Source organism: Ensifer sp. NM-2 (assembly GCF_003024455.1).
In the GTDB taxonomy this organism is placed as follows: domain Bacteria; phylum Pseudomonadota; class Alphaproteobacteria; order Rhizobiales; family Rhizobiaceae; genus Ensifer; species Ensifer canadensis.
Window position 1 is genome coordinate 228,568 of sequence record NZ_PVZR01000002.1, and the last position, 14,693, is coordinate 243,260.

Below are 14,693 nucleotides of genomic sequence, written 5' to 3' on the forward strand. Positions count from 1 at the left end.
TCCCGTTCCGATACTTTAGTCAGGCTAAAGTTTATGATGGTCGCTTGTCAATCGCCTTCGTGAGAATTTCGTCTGAAACAATCTCGAAACGACCACCTACAGCGCCGCGCGTCTTATTAGAGGCGCAAAGGTCGCTGTAGCACTTTGAATTGCCGCATGTTTTTAAATCGAACAGGATTTCAGGAAACATGCAGTAAGGGCCAGTCACCGCTCCGGTATGATCCGCGTCGTTCCGACCCATAGTTCCCTCGCCTCGCCGGGACCGACATTGCAGGCGCGATGCGGCAGCGAGGCGGGAAAGTGCAGCGTGTCCCCCGCCGTCAGTCGGTATTGCCTGTCACCGATCTCGTAGAGCATCTCGCCCTCGATCAGATACAGGAAATCCTCACCTTCGTGACGCGTCAACTCGGAGACATAGCCGGGTGGCATGTGCGTGATGCAGCTGTTGAGCCGAGCATCGGGAAAGCCGCGCCGCAACAGTTGATATACCCGCTCCTCCGCCTCGATGCTGTAACCGTGCCGTTCGCTGGCATGCGAGACCATGGAATAGGTGGGATGTGGCACCTGCTGCAGAAAGGCCTCCACGCTGGCGCCGAGGGCAGAGGCAAGGTTGTAGAGCGAAATCAGCGACGGCGTCGAAAGACCGCGCTCGATCTGGCTGATGAAGCCCTCGCTGAGCCCAACCTCAAACGCGACCTGTCGCATCGTCTTGCCGATCTCCTTGCGCCTTTGCCGAAGCGCGCGGCCAAGTGAAACGGCGGGCGGAAATTGTGGAGAAATGAGGAACTGCCCGTCGCCCTTCTGCCGCGTCACCCGTTCGTCGAAGCTCATATCGTCTTTCCGCTTTGTCCTGATTTGAGGAAAAACTTTAGCTTCACTAAAGTCACCTGCGCAAGCCAAAACGACATGTGGCCGCATTCGACAATCATTCACGCGGGATTTCGGGCAGGTTTCATGCCAACAAGACAGGCGCCTGGGCTAACAGCCGATCACTCCCCGCGACCCATGCGCGCGCGCCGTAACAGCCTTTTGCTCAGCGGCTTTGGGCGGTGGAACGGTCCCAACACGCGCTCTCGTTCAGTCTACTGAATGCCTGTTCATCGCAAGATTTGATATTTTTTTATCGTTCATATTGACCAATGTTGGATTACTAACATACTCTCACCCGAACAAGCCCGACTACCACCAAAAACAATCGACGCTGGAGGCGCGGAAATGGGAACAGCAACAAGACTACCGCTCGTTGCGGCAACTTTATATCTAGGCGCTTCGGTCTTGGCCGTTCATCCGGCGTCGGCTTCCGAACTCATCAGGATCGTATCCCCGTACAAGACCACGACGCTCGACCCGTTGCGCTCTGCCGCGGCGGGCAACATCGAGACATACGGCCAACTCTATGCGCGCCTTGTGCAGCGCAACACCGCAAACGGCGAACTTGAAGCAGGACTGGCTGAAAGCTGGGATATTTCGGAGGATGGCCGCACTTATACATTTCGCTTGCGGGACGCAAAGTTCTCGAATGGCACAACCATCACGGCCGATGACGTCGTGTTCAGTCTGTCGCGCATCCACGATGACAAGCAGTCAGCCTATCCCGCCCCGCTCGGTGCAGTGGTGACCATCACGGCATCTGACCCCAAGACGGTGGTGATTAGACTGAAGTCTGCGTTCGCACCATTCCTGGGCAATCTCGAAATTTGGAACATGGGGATTGTTTCCAAGGCTGACGTCGAGGCTCAGGGCGCGGAGAAGGCTTTCAGCAGCGCGCCAGTGACATCGGGCCCGTACGCCGTCAAGGAATGGAAGCCGAATGATAAGCTCGTGCTGCAACCCAATGAGCACTATTGGCGCAGCGGCTATCCAAAATCGGACGCGATCGTCGAACTGAAAGAAGTTGCCTCTCCTGAGACGCGAGCGGCGATGTTGAAGGCCGGCGAGGCTGAAGTGGTGCGCGCAGTACCGTGGGCGCAGATTGATGACCTGAAGGCAACGGACAGCATTGATATGCGGCTCGAACCTTCGACCACGATCTATATGACGTTGATGAACCACAAGCGCGAGCCGTTTTCAAACATGAAGGCAAGGCAGGCCGCAGCCTATGCGATTGACAACAAAGCAATGGCAAAAGCGATTACGCGGGGTTACGCAGAACCCGCCAACACGACCCTGCCAGGCAGTATCGATTTCCACGACAAGGACAACCCTGGCATCCCCTTTGATTCTGCGAAGGCAAAGCAGTTACTGATTGAGTCTGGAATGTCCGGACACGAGGTGAAGATCCTCGCCACATCGGGCGCGACCGAGCAGCAGATGGCGTTGCTGTTGCAGGCACAGTGGCAGGCCATCGGACTGAAGCCAGTCATTGTAAACGTTGACTCCGGCGCTTGGTGGGATGCAACCGCCAAGGGCGACTACGATGCGGCGGCAAACTGGTGGTATAACGAGACGCCCGATCCCGATCTGGCTGTTCGCTGGGCAGTCTGCGGCACTTGCGGCTCCAACTCCTACAACACCTTCTACGCCAACCCGAAGGTCGACGAGTTGGTTGCGCAGGGCACCATGGAGACCGATCTCCAGAAGCGAGCGGAGATCTATAAGGAGATCCAGAGGATCACGACCGAAGAGGTGTCTCAGATTCCTCTGTTCTATGCGCCGAACGCGGTCGCCTACTCGAAGAACCTCGAAGGCATCAAGCTTACCCCCTCCCTCCAGTGGACCCTCGAAGATACGACGGTCGCCAAGTAGATGAGATCAGGGCGGCGGCGCTTTGGTGTGCTGCCCTTCCCTCTCACCGGAGGAACCAGATTGAACTTTCTGTCACTCATATCGCGGCGCATGCTGCAGTTGCTTGCCGTGATGGTCGGGATCAGCATCGTCACCTTCCTGCTGCTGCACCTCGCGCCCGGCGATCCCGCCCGTCTCCTTGCAGGCGACCGTGCGAGCCCCGAAACGATCGCGGCCATTCGTTCGCACTATGGTTTGGATCAGCCACTCTGGCGGCAGTACCTGACCTACACCATCAATCTACTTGGAGGTGACATCGGTCAATCATTGCGATTCCAGCGGCCGGTAAGCGAACTCATTTTGCAGTTCATGTGGCCAACCTTGTTCCTTACGGGTTACGTCGTGACACTGGCCGTTCCGCCAACAATTGCGTTGGCGATCGCCAGCGCCCGCGAACCAGGAGGTGCCGCCGACCAGACCATTCGGATCATCGGCATCATCGGCCTCACCATTCCGGTTTTCTGGCTGGGTATCATGATGTCGCGCTTCTTCGGTGTTTCGTTGGGATGGTTTCCTGTTTCAGGCTACGGCGAGACCTTTGCCGAGCATCTGCACCATTTGTTTCTGCCTGCGATGTCGACGGCGATCTGGCTTGTTCCGGTGCTGACCCAGAGTCTCCGCGCTGCGCTGATCGAAAAGACCACGGCCGACTTCGTAACCGCGGCGCGTGCTCAAGGTGCAAGCGAGCGGGAGATCTTCTGGAAAACCATCCTGCCCAACGCCGTTCTTCCGACGCTCAACCTTCTGGGCGTTATGGTCGCCTTCATGATCGGCGGAGCCATCATCGTTGAAACGGTCTACGCTATACCTGGCCTCGGCTCGCTGATGGTCGGCGCACTCCTCGGCCGTGACTACTATGTGGTGCAAGGGCTCACGCTCGTTTTTGCCTTCTCCACCGTATTCATAACGCTAGCCGTCGATCTTGTTTCGGCTTTGATCGATCCCCGAATCCGGCTCTGAGGTACCACAATGTTGAAATCACCTGCTTTATCAGGGATCGTTGCATTCGCAACGCAGCTCTCACCGATGATGGTGCTGGCGATCGCCATTCTTGGCGGCTGGTTGTTCATCGCCCTGGCCGCTCCCCTGATCGCGCCATACGACCCGGACACGATCGACATCGCCAGTATGCTGACAGCGCCCAGTGCAGATCATTGGTTTGGAACCGATCAGGTAGGTCGCGACGTTTTCTCCCGTGTCATTTACGCAGCGCGCGTGGACCTGTTTCTTTGTGTCATCGGCGTCCTGCCTCCGCTTGTAATCGGCACCATCGTCGGGCTCTTCAGCGGTTACTTCGGAGGCATGGTCGATAGCGTCTTCATGCGGGTCTATGACCTTACGGTCGCCTTTCCATTTTTTGTCTTGGTTCTGGCTATCGTCGGCGTGATCGGACCGGGCCTCGTCAATTTTATCATCGCACTGACGATCGTCGGCTGGGTCAGCTACGCGCGTCTTGTCAGAGCTGAAGTCCTGACGGTTCGCGAAAGCGAATTCGTCCGCGCCGCCGAATGCCTCGGCTACCCGAGACGAGCGGTCCTTTTCCAACACGTTCTGCCGAACGCAATCGGACCAGTCATTGCCTATGCCGTAAGCGACGCCGTACTGGTCATGCTGGCCGGGGCGAGCTTTGGCTATCTCGGCATGGGCGCTCAGCCGCCGCTCGCAGAATGGGGCGTCATCATTGCCGACGGACAGGCGTTCATCCAGCAAGCATGGTGGATCTGCCTCTTCCCAGGTCTCGCGGCAATTTCACTCGGACTGGGCTTCGCCTTTCTCGGAGACGGTCTCGGCCAATGGCAGCGTCGGGAGGTGGCCGCATGAGCATGGCAAGCAAGCTCTCACCATTGATGGAGGTTGAAAACCTGTCGATCTCCTTCGGATCCCTCGAGACTGTGAAAGGCGTGTCGTTTAGTGTCAATGCTGGCGAAATCCTCGGCATCGTCGGGGAAAGCGGGTCTGGGAAGTCCCTCACGTGCCGCGCGCTCATGGGCATTCTTCCCAGAACAGCAACAACAATGGGCGCTGTCCGGTTGGAGGGGCGAAGCCTCCTCGAACTTGGCGAGCCTGACTGGTGCTCGATCCGCGGCCGCGAACTCGGTATGATCTTCCAGAACCCCGCTTCACATCTCGACCCGCTCCGTCGCATCGGCAAGCAAGTCGCAGCACCGATGGTGCGGCATCTGGGAATATCGAAGCGCGAAGGAGAGCGGCGGACAATCCAACTGCTTGAGGATGTTGGCATCCAAGATGCGCACGCGCGATCGCGTTCTTATCCGCACGAATTCTCCGGCGGAATGAAACAGCGGGCCATGATCGCCGCTGCAATCGGCTGTGGACCGAAGCTACTGATCGCCGACGAGCCGACCACAGCACTAGACGTTACTGTCCAGGCGCGCATCCTTAAGCTTCTGCGCGATCTGAACCGAAATCGCGGCTTGTCGATCATCCTGATTTCTCATGATCTGGCCGCAATCGCCAGCACCTGCTCGCGCGTGATCGTCATGCGCAACGGAGAAATTGTTGAACAGGGCCCGACTGAGGAGATCATTAACCGCCCCAAAAGCAGCTACACACAGCTCCTGATCGCGTCGCAGCCAAACGGCTGGAGCAACACCGGTGATCCAGCGCCTGCATCGCGGTCCATCCCCCTGATCAGCGTTGACAAGCTTTCCGTGTCGTTCGTGCCGCGAGGCAATCTCCTAACCGGTTCGGCATCCAAACGAATCCCATTCCTTGCCCTGAACGAAGTCGATCTTCAGGTCAGCGCCGGAGAAACGGTGGGCATCGTCGGCGAAAGCGGATCGGGCAAGAGCACGCTCGCGCGGGCGATTGTACGGCAGAACAAGCCGAGCAATGGCGCGATCAGTTTCGATGGCAGCGATGTGCATGAGTTGAGCGGCGCGGAGCTCATGCGTTTCCAACGGCGCGTGCAAATGGTTTTCCAGAATCCGTACGACTCCCTCAACCCCCGAATGAGTGTCCGGGACGCCGTCGCCGAGCCGATATGGAGGCACGGCCTGTCAGACCGACGCTCGGCTCTAATGCGCGCAGACGACCTTCTGGAGATGGTCGAGCTGCCGAGGGCGTTGCGAGAGCGTCGCCCCCGACAGCTATCTGGCGGCCAATGCCAGCGTGTCGGCTTGGCCAGGGCACTCTCGCTAGAGCCAGAATTGTTGATCGCAGACGAAATCACGTCCGCTTTGGACGTGACAACACAGGCACAAATCCTGGAACTCCTGGGCAGACTTCAGCGCGAGCGGCAACTCGCATTGCTCTACATTTCCCACGATCTCGGCGTCGTCAACAGCATTTGCCAACGGGTCTATGTCTTTAAGGGAGGCAGGATCGTTGAGAGCGGCCCGACACAACAGGTCCTGAACAAGCCACAAGATAGCTACACCCGCGAGCTTGTCGGTTCAGTCACCCACCTAAAGCCCCATGCAAGACAAGGAATGTGCCATGCGCCTCGATGAGTACGTCACCTACGATGGCGTCGGCCTTGCGCAACTCTTGGCAAAGGGTGACGTAAGCCCGAGAGATTTGGGGCGGTGCATTACGAGCTCGGTGGCGGCAGTGAACTCAAAGATCAATGCCGTCATAGAACTGTACTCCGACGCCTTGGATTGCCTTCCGGAGAAGCCGGGCCCGGGCCCGTTCTACGGGATCCCGACACTGACAAAGGACTTTCCGGTCGAGGCGGGGCGCCCTGCCGAGTTCGGCAGTCGGCTTGCTGAGGGAAACCGGGCGACGCAGGACGCCGTTTATTGGGAACGACTTAGAAACGCGGGCCTGGTCAATGTCGGCCGTACGACCAGCTCGGAGTTCGGCGTGGCCGCAACGACAGAAACGCTGCTCTACGGCAACACCTCTAATCCATGGGATCCCAAGCGCGGCGTCGCGGGGTCAAGCGGCGGTGCGGCCGCGGCAGTTGCAGCGGGCATTGTGCCATTCGCGCAGGGCAGCGACGGTGGCGGATCGATCCGCAATCCCGCCTCCTTCTGTGGACTGATCGGGCTCAAACCCTCACGCGGGCGCATTACCGGATCTCCACGCGCCAACGCTCCGCTTCTGGGACTCGCCACGGCATTCATGTTGACAAGATCAATTCGCGACACGGCCCTCCTGCTGGATCTATCCAATGGCCCTGACGCTGGGGATGGATACGAGATTTGCAGGCCGACCAGCAGCTATAGCGAGACAATTCAGCGTCCGCCGAAGGGCTTGCGCATCGCACTCTGCACAGACTCCTGGTCGGGGTTCCAATGTGATCCCGAAGTCGTGAACGCTGTAAGAATGACGGCGGGACTGTTAGCTGCCCTTGGTCATCACGTCGTGGAAGCGCGGCCAGAATTCGACTACGCCGCGTTTCTCCATGCACAGAAAATCATCTGGGCAGCCGATAGCGCTTCGGGATTGTCGAAAATTGCAGAACACATGCAAAGGAAGCTCGGCCCTGAAACTGTTGGCACCACTGTCCTGGCCTTGCATCGCTACGGAACGACGCTTAGCGGCGCGGAACTGATCGGTGCGCTTGCCACTTATGACGATGTGACGCGCCAAATCGGCCGCTTCTTCAATCAATACGATCTCCTCTTGACGCCGACCAGCGCCATTCTGCCGGAGATCGTGGGGACATTTGACCCCGCGCGGCCGGAAATCGATGCGGACGATGTCTTCGCCGACCTCGAACCGAAGGAAACGTTTACAGCTCTTTTCAATGGTACTGGTCAGCCAGCAATCTCGCTTCCGACGGGAACATCCTCAGGCGGAATCCCTATCGGCAGCCAGCTGGTGGCCCGGTTCGGGCGCGAGGACTTGCTGCTTGCTGTCGGACGCCAGCTCGAAGAAGGTCTGGATCGTAACAACGGCATATGGGGGCAAGGATTTCCCCCTGTCTTTGCAGGTAGCATGCGGGAGTGATGACAGTGACATTTGCCAATGACGAAAGCTCGAACGAGGCTGGTGCGGAGAAGATCGACATTGAAGCGATCCTCCGCGCGCGCATGAACGAATTCTCTCCCTCGGAGCAGAGCCTCGCTGTCTACATGCTCGATAATGTTCAATTGTTGCCCTTTGAGACGGGCAGCACCATCGCGCGCGCAGTAGGCGTGAGCGAGATGACGGTGACGCGTTTCGTACGATCTCTTGGCTTTGAAAATCTTCGCGATCTGAAGAACCGGATGCGCAGCTCTGTTGTAGAGAGAGACGGAGAAGTCGATGACTACATGGCGCGTTTCCAGGTCCGCAACAGCCGACAGCAGGAACTCCAAGAGAGCTTGAAACTCGAGCTGGACGCGATCGTGAAGGCGTATGGGCTGACTGCGACTGAACAATGGGATGAGGCCGCAACGCTTCTTGCCAAGACCCGCCACGTCTATGTCGTCGGATTCCAGGCGTCCAAAGGTTTGGCGATGGATTTCTCGAGCCGTCTGCTATGGGCGCGCCCAAACGTTCTCTTCGCCGACAACGCTACAGGCACCTTTGGCGAAGTCCTCTCAAGCGACCCCAAACAGAGCGTGGTTGTACTGGTTGATACTGCGGCCTATGCCGCCCGAGGGATCAAGCTGGCTGACAAGCTCAAGGCATTCGGAATTCCACTCATCATTGTGACCGACCGCTACAGTCATTGGGGCTTCACCTACACGCCGCTTGTCTTTGAGGGGCACACACACGTGAAAACCTTCTGGGACTCGACGGCGAGCCTTGGAGTGATCCTCAACCTCATGATCGACTCTGTGGCGGTGAAGCTCGGCCCCAAGGCGAAGCGCAATTTTGCGACAATGAGCGAGATGGGTCAGTTGTTCGGCGAGTTCGTCGGCGGATCGTACCTAAGGCGAAAAGACTAGTATTATCAAGGAAATGCGAAAGAAGTACTGATGACATCGAGCTCTACGCTAACCTTCCGTGATCCCAACAAACCCGGCGCACCCCTTGTCCCGCGGGCGGAGTGGGATCGCGCGCCGTGGAATCGCTGGACCTTCCAGAACGTGCGTTCGATCGTGCCCACAGCACAGGTCTGGCGAGGTCAGGGTGGACCAACGGAAATGCTCAGTGCGCATCAGGATATTGATCGCGTTGAGTTCGAGCTGGACGGGACCCGCCGGACGGTCGCTAACTTCATGCAAGCGCAGTATACCGACGCGTTTCTCGTTCTGCACCGCGGGAAAGTGGTCGCGGAGAGATATCTCAGCGGCATGACCGCCAGGACGCCGCACCTCTCGCAATCGGTGGCCAAATCCATTGTCGGCACCGTGGCAGGCATTCTTATCGAACGCGGTGAAATCGATCCGGCCGCTCCACTCACCCAGTATCTCCCCGAACTCGAAACCACAGCGTACCGGGGTGCTACCGTTCAGCATGTGCTGGATATGACCAGTGGCGTGGTATTCGACGAAACCTACACTGCCCACGATTCCCACATGGCGCAGTTGGATGTCGCAAGCGGTTGGAAAGACGGACATCAGCCAGACTGGCCGAAGAACGTTTGGGAATTGATCCTCACGCTAAAGGAGGCCGAATGCCCGCACGGGGCTTCGTTCCGCTATCGCTCTATCGAAACAGACGCACTCGCCTTCGTTCTTCAGCGGGTAAGCGGTCTGATGCTATCTGAGCTCGTAAGCCGCGAATTGTGGTCGCGTATGGGGGCTGAGGAAGATGCCTATTTCACGGTGGATCCCGCAGGCTATGCGCTTGGTGACGGTGGCTTCAATGCCACGCTGCGTGACTACGGACGCTTCGCGTTGTTGCACCTAGGGCAAGGCAACATTGGTGGTCGGCAGGTTGTTCCCTCAAGATGGATCGAAGAAACTCGCTACGGAAAATCGTACCCGCTTGGAGACAACTATTGCGAGACCTTGCCGCACGGCACTTATCATAACCAGTTTTGGATCGAGGACCAGAAAAGACGCGCCTATATGGCACGCGGCGTGTTCGGTCAGTTGATCTATATCGACCCGGAAGGCGACTTCGCCGCTGTGATCCTCTCAAGTTGGCCACAGTTCCTCAGCACGGATCGGACGCGGACGGCACTAAGTGCGATACATGCCATCCGTGATGCCTTGAATTAAGTGCTCTCGGACGAGGGCAGCCGCGGCGCATGGTAAGCGTTCTGATGGCCTTGGTCATCGTGCCCTTCGCGACGGCAAGCACGCCTGTAGCGGCGGCTTCCTGCGCCGATTGTGTGCAACTCCACGACCGGCAGCTTCATCACATTGCCAGCAGTCTCCCCTCGGCCGACGACGTCATTCGTCCATCAATCACGAGGCTGACATCAACGATCGACCCGTCTGCTTTGCGGTAGGACGGATTACAAACTTGGCTGCCACAGGGGTGGCATCGCTTTTTTTGAGCCACTGCGCCTTGAAGCGCATTTGAGCGAAACGCATTATTGTTGGTGGGAGCGATCGCGTCTCGTGGAGTGGTGCAAATGTCTTCCGTCGAGTCCCTTGCGGCGCGATTATTGTCAGCGACATTGATGTTCGATCGGGCGTCTTTGGCGGCACTCGAGGCTTTGGCTGCCGAATCCGACAGGCGGATATTGCGACGTGGGGAGGCTCTGGTTCTCGAAGGTGAGCCATCGGATCGGTTCTTTATCGTGCTATCGGGCCGCTTTACGGTGCATAAGGAAGACTATGCTGGTGCGGTCGCTGAGATCGGCCAGGGCGAGCTCGTCGGTGAGGTCGGTTTTTTTGCAGGGCTGCCCCGCATGGCGACCGTGCTGGCTGCCCGCGATTCGATCGTCCTTGAAATCCGCGGCAGCCAGTTCGAGAAAGCGGCCAAGGCTTTGCCAAGCCTGCGGCAGGCGGTCACCACGTTTCTCGCGCGCCGGTTCGCCATGCAGTCTCCGAATTCATCGCGCCCAAAGGAACCTGCCAAGATCCGAACGCTTGCGATCATTCCAGCTGGCGGAAGTCGCATTTCACCAGTCTTCGTCCATCACCTGCGAGCGGCGTTCGCGGCGGGAATGCGCGCTGAGTTCCTTGCCCGGCCTGACATTGAAGCGCGGTTCGCCGGTCGTCCGATCGACGATCAGTCGGTTCTCAACTGGTTGAACGAACTCGAGGCCAAGACCGAGATCATCGTCTATGTTGCCGATGAAGAGCCCAGTGAATGGACACGGGTCTGCATTCGCCAGGCGGATAGCGTCCTGCTGCTCGCCGACGCGTCCTGCTCGCCCCGCCTGAACCGGTCCGAGGAACTGGCGCTATCGGTTCATTCACCCTCGACCGCGCGGCTCATCCTTATTCACGACAAACGCTCGGCAACGGTTTCTGGTACGGCGAAATGGCTAAACGAGCGTCCTCATGTTGGCCATCATCACCATGTTGCACTGGGGGACGGGTCTGACATCCAACGCCTGGTCCGATTCTTTTCCGGCAAGGCAAGGGGCTTCGTAGCGGCGGGGGGCGGGTCCCTCGGCTGTACGCATCTTGGTGTTTGCAAGGCCTTCGTCGAGGCGGGCGCTTGCTTCGACTATCTCGGTGGGACAAGTTCCGGAGCGGCAATGATGGCCGGTTTCGCCAGAGGGCTGAATGCCGATGAGATCGACCAAGGCACGCACAACATATTCATCAAGGGTCGAGCGTTTCGCCGTCCCACCTTGCCGCATTTCGCGCTCCTGGATCACAAGGTGTTCGATCAGGCCCTTCAGGCCGAGTACGGCGACGTTCTGATTGAGGATCTGTGGCTTCCGTTCTTTGCGCTTTCGACCAATCTCAGCACTCGTCAGCCTCATGTTCATCGCCGCGGAAAGCTCTGGCAGGCGGTTCGCGCGTCAGGCTCGATCCCCGGTGTCCTGCCGCCATTCTTTACGGGTGACGGCGATATGCTCGTGGATGGCGCGATCATGAACAATCTGCCGCTCGAACAGATGAAGGAACTCAAGACCGGGCCTAATGTCGTCGCGAGCTTGGAGTCAGGTGGTCCACAGAAATACCACATCGACTATGACCGCATCCCCGGAGCTTCCGAGTTGGCGCTCGCCTGGCTAAACCCTTTCGGTCGCGCCAGCTTGCCAAAGGTGCCGAGCATGATTCAGGTGATTGCTGCGAGCATGCTGGCACACCGGCCGCAGGACATTGCCATTGGCCCAGAGGATGTCTTGGTTTGTCCGCCGGGTTCGAGCGCGGTGAGCTTCATGGATTGGAGCCGGCATTCCGAATTGTTTGCCGGGGCCTACGACTGGGCCATCCGATGGATCGACGAACGCCTGCGCCAGAACGACCCGGCACTCCACGCGGTGCTGGGCACCTCAGCTCAGAAGGGCCCGACCCAAGTCCGTGGCGACAGCATGGACAAGTCCACCACGTAGCGCGATCCGCCACGTTGTGCCACCAGCGAGCAGTCACTTCATGGCAGATTGAGGTACGCCCGACTCTCGACCCACGGCCGAGCACGAGGAAAAGGAGTACGTATGCGATCCGCTACGGCAGCACGGTTGCGCCGACTGTCGCCGAGCTTGAAAGCCGCATTTGGGCGCGCTCGTGCGAAACCCGCAGAATGCGAATCCGGTTCGCGTTCACGTTGCACGCGAACACAGGCTGGAATAAAGTCTAGGAATAGATCCGGCCTTGTTTCGGTAGGTTCGTTCCATAGAAGTCGCGAAGAGATTGTCGTTTGAGCTTATATAGTAAAGACATGGCATGCGTGGGCGTCTGCTTCGGGACGCCTGAAGCCCCGTGCCTGACCACCGTACCAATCCGCGCCGCGAGCTTTTCCGTGACCAGCATTTGCCGGGAGCTTTGGGCGGGTGACGCAAACGACGTTCGACTTCCGGCCTGCGAGTCCTACTTCCTCATGCTCTATCTAGAGGACGCCGAACACGCAGACATCCGGTCGGACGGCTCCTGCGCTCCGGTTCGCCGCTTTGGGCGTGGCACCATCTGCATCGTCGATCTCGGGGACGGGGCGGCCATTCGCCTCAACAGTCGACTGCGCTCGCTGGCCTTCGTGCTACCCAAGGCCCTGTTCGGCGAGACGGCGGAGCTATCGCCGGACACCGGACCACGCCGCCTGGTGTGCCGTCGTGGCGAACCGGATTCGGTGCTTTGCAATCTCGGTACGGCGCTGCTGGCATTTTTCGCCGGTAGCGGAAAAGCGCCTTCACCGGCGCCCCTGGGGCCTGTAGCAGTCGCTATCTGCGCCCACCTGCTGCACCGGTATGGCGAGCCGATTGAGGCGAGCGGTGGAAAGCCGGCAAGGGTGTTCCTGCGGGAAGATCTCGGCACCGCGCTATTGCCAATCGCCACACGGATCGACAGGGCGAAGGCGTACCTCGCCAATCATACCCTCTCGCTGGAGGACATTGCCTGCGCGTGCGGATTCGGCAGCCTTGAACATTTCGCAAAGGCATTTGTCGGCGAAACGGGCGTTACGCCTTCGGTCTGGCGGCGGGGGTGCCTCCATTAATCCAATTGCTTGAACGAAGAAACTTGGGCAGTCTTTCTTTCGCCTGTTAGTTGGGAGTCGTACGATAGGGAGGCCGCCCCGGAAAGCACCCAGGAGCCGGACGCCATTCGCCGATCGATCGTCGGCGCATCCCCAATCTCCTTCATACGGCTGCGATCCCATCGCGAAGACTTGGCACCGAGCCCGGCCAACGCGCGCGATGAGGCCTTCAACATTATCACGCAATTTTTCATGCAGGAACGCGTCGAGAAGGCTCGCGACCTGCTCGTCTCCTCGCCGCTGCCAATCGCCGAGATTGCAATGGCGTGTGGCTTTGCCGACCAAAGCCACTTCACGCGCGCCTTCTCGCGTGTAGTCGGCACCACGCCGGGATGCCGGCAGCGCCATCAGCGTTGAGCGCAATCGCCGTTATGTGAACGGTGTATCCCTGCCGTCCGCCGAGTTTCCCTTCGTTGCGGGTAAACGGGAGAATCTTCAAAAAGCAGACATTCCGGACAAGAACCTGGAGCGGGATAGAAGCAATATCGGGGAACCACTTCCGCAACCGGCAATTACTCGGGGAGAAGCCGATGATCCTGGCAGTCACGCCGCCGTCATGCCCGACTGGTCGCCGGTCAGGACCTTCGGTGAAGGCGCCGGCGCCTGGACATCACGCCTGCCGATCGCCGATCTCAAGGGCTTCTTCGGCGCGCTCGGCTGCGCCTGCAGGACCGTTCAGCGACAGAGGAACGCACGGCATCGTTAGTTAAACTCCCGCAAAGGATCAAAGAATGAAAAACATGGCCGGACCTGCCGCAATAGCGGCAGTCTCAATCTTGATCTGTTCATCTGTCGCTCTCGGCGATGACCGTGCCCCAGCAACTGGCAAGGCCCGCCCCTCTTGGGCGAAGGTCGTTGTGAACCATCCGACGCCGAAGCGTGGCGCCTATTACAAGGGGATATCCTCGACCGCGTTCGCAGCTTGGAATGGCAGCAGATCCGATGAGGGTGGTGGCACTCGCCCCGCGTTAAGATGAAGACCGCCAGAGAAGGAGGGTTGGCTGCCCATGAGTTTGCGTGGCCTACTGCAGCGTCGCCACGAAGGCAGGCACATGCTGTTGCCAAACCAGGTTGGCGCGCTGATGCGAAGCCGCCCCTGATCCGCCTTGTGGGCGTCGATCGCGTCCTTGCGCGCCGTTTCGAGCGCCTGCATTGCGGGCTGGACCTGTGCGGCGAAGATCGCCCCGTCCGTCGTCAGCGACACCTGCAGCGTCGTGGGCACGAAAAGCTGGATGCCGAGATCGTCTTCCAGAGCGGAAATGGCCCGTGTGATCGCGGCGGGCGCCAAGTTGAGCTCCCGCGCTACCTGGGCAAAATTTCGCTTTTCGGCGGCAAGCAGGAAGATGCGCAGGGCCTTATAGTCGTTCATCTTGATTATTTCTAAAAACGCAATTCATTCGCAATTTTTATTGCAATTACTCGACACAATTAACGGAGCTACACCTGTTCTCACCAAACAAAGT

11 protein-coding genes and 2 pseudogenes are annotated in these 14,693 nt (G+C 58.8%); 11 read left to right on the forward strand and 2 right to left on the reverse strand.

Going from position 1 to position 14,693, the window contains the following annotated elements; translation table 11 throughout:
* Nucleotides 1-204 precede the first annotated feature (204 nt).
* Entirely contained in the window at nucleotides 205-831 is a 627-nt protein-coding gene (locus tag C6558_RS06285) for a helix-turn-helix domain-containing protein (RefSeq protein ID WP_158268920.1), read from the reverse strand.
* A gap of 384 nt (nucleotides 832-1,215) precedes the next feature.
* On the opposite strand from C6558_RS06285, the gene C6558_RS06290 reads away from it, so the two are divergent.
* From C6558_RS06290 to C6558_RS39865, 11 genes and pseudogenes are all read left to right on the forward strand, one after another.
* Nucleotides 1,216-2,745, forward strand: a complete 1,530-nt coding sequence (locus C6558_RS06290; RefSeq protein ID WP_057220074.1) for an ABC transporter substrate-binding protein — start codon at nucleotides 1,216-1,218, stop codon at nucleotides 2,743-2,745.
* 60 nt (nucleotides 2,746-2,805) lie between these two features.
* Nucleotides 2,806-3,744, forward strand: coding sequence for an ABC transporter permease (locus tag C6558_RS06295; RefSeq protein WP_107026990.1), 939 nt, complete (start codon nucleotides 2,806-2,808; stop codon nucleotides 3,742-3,744).
* 9 nt (nucleotides 3,745-3,753) lie between these two features.
* Complete coding sequence (locus C6558_RS06300; RefSeq protein ID WP_107026991.1) at nucleotides 3,754-4,605, forward strand: ABC transporter permease; 852 nt, start codon at nucleotides 3,754-3,756, stop codon at nucleotides 4,603-4,605.
* On the forward strand, nucleotides 4,602-6,257 hold the full coding sequence (locus tag C6558_RS06305) for an ABC transporter ATP-binding protein (protein ID WP_107026992.1): 1,656 nt from the start codon (nucleotides 4,602-4,604) through the stop codon (nucleotides 6,255-6,257). The genes C6558_RS06300 and C6558_RS06305 overlap by 4 nt, the downstream gene beginning before the upstream one ends.
* Nucleotides 6,244-7,704 (forward strand): amidase, encoded by a 1,461-nt coding sequence (locus tag C6558_RS06310; RefSeq protein ID WP_057207156.1) that lies wholly within the window; start codon nucleotides 6,244-6,246, stop codon nucleotides 7,702-7,704. The genes C6558_RS06305 and C6558_RS06310 overlap by 14 nt, the downstream gene beginning before the upstream one ends.
* Nucleotides 7,705-7,709: 5 nt before the next feature.
* Nucleotides 7,710-8,630: a MurR/RpiR family transcriptional regulator gene (locus C6558_RS06315; protein ID WP_239637612.1), complete on the forward strand. Its 921-nt coding sequence runs from the start codon at nucleotides 7,710-7,712 to the stop codon at nucleotides 8,628-8,630.
* A 30-nt stretch (nucleotides 8,631-8,660) separates the two neighbouring features.
* A complete protein-coding gene (locus C6558_RS06320) occupies nucleotides 8,661-9,851 on the forward strand; it encodes a serine hydrolase (RefSeq protein ID WP_107026993.1) in 1,191 nt (396 codons plus the stop codon).
* Nucleotides 9,852-10,210: 359 nt separating this feature from the next.
* Nucleotides 10,211-12,094: a patatin-like phospholipase family protein gene (locus tag C6558_RS06325; protein ID WP_107026994.1), complete on the forward strand. Its 1,884-nt coding sequence runs from the start codon at nucleotides 10,211-10,213 to the stop codon at nucleotides 12,092-12,094.
* Nucleotides 12,095-12,501: 407 nt separating this feature from the next.
* A complete protein-coding gene (locus tag C6558_RS06330; RefSeq protein ID WP_245449131.1) occupies nucleotides 12,502-13,191 on the forward strand; it encodes a helix-turn-helix domain-containing protein in 690 nt (229 codons plus the stop codon).
* A 231-nt stretch (nucleotides 13,192-13,422) separates the two neighbouring features.
* On the forward strand, nucleotides 13,423-13,587 hold the full coding sequence (locus C6558_RS06335) for a helix-turn-helix transcriptional regulator (RefSeq protein ID WP_107027114.1): 165 nt from the start codon (nucleotides 13,423-13,425) through the stop codon (nucleotides 13,585-13,587).
* A 199-nt stretch (nucleotides 13,588-13,786) separates the two neighbouring features.
* Nucleotides 13,787-13,936, forward strand: a pseudogene (locus tag C6558_RS39865) (hypothetical protein); the annotation flags it as partial.
* Nucleotides 13,937-14,206: 270 nt separating this feature from the next.
* Here the strand turns inward: C6558_RS39865 and C6558_RS06340 are convergent.
* Nucleotides 14,207-14,599 (reverse strand): annotated as a pseudogene (locus C6558_RS06340) (LysR family transcriptional regulator); the annotation flags it as partial.
* Between the last annotated feature and the right edge of the window lie 94 nt (nucleotides 14,600-14,693).

What these genes read in the sequence shown, in the direction of transcription:
- C6558_RS06310 (WP_057207156.1), top strand. Translation starts at nt 6,244, where the DNA reads ATGCGCCTCGATGAGTACGTCACCTACGATGGCGTCGGCCTTGCGCAA.
- C6558_RS06325 (WP_107026994.1), top strand. Translation starts at nt 10,211, where the DNA reads ATGTCTTCCGTCGAGTCCCTTGCGGCGCGATTATTGTCAGCGACATTG.
- C6558_RS06320 (WP_107026993.1), top strand. Translation starts at nt 8,661, where the DNA reads ATGACATCGAGCTCTACGCTAACCTTCCGTGATCCCAACAAACCCGGC.
- C6558_RS06335 (WP_107027114.1), top strand. Translation starts at nt 13,423, where the DNA reads ATGCAGGAACGCGTCGAGAAGGCTCGCGACCTGCTCGTCTCCTCGCCG.
- C6558_RS06305 (WP_107026992.1), top strand. Translation starts at nt 4,602, where the DNA reads ATGAGCATGGCAAGCAAGCTCTCACCATTGATGGAGGTTGAAAACCTG.
- C6558_RS06290 (WP_057220074.1), top strand. Translation starts at nt 1,216, where the DNA reads ATGGGAACAGCAACAAGACTACCGCTCGTTGCGGCAACTTTATATCTA.
- C6558_RS06285 (WP_158268920.1), bottom strand. Translation starts at nt 831, where the DNA reads ATGAGCTTCGACGAACGGGTGACGCGGCAGAAGGGCGACGGGCAGTTC.
- C6558_RS06300 (WP_107026991.1), top strand. Translation starts at nt 3,754, where the DNA reads ATGTTGAAATCACCTGCTTTATCAGGGATCGTTGCATTCGCAACGCAG.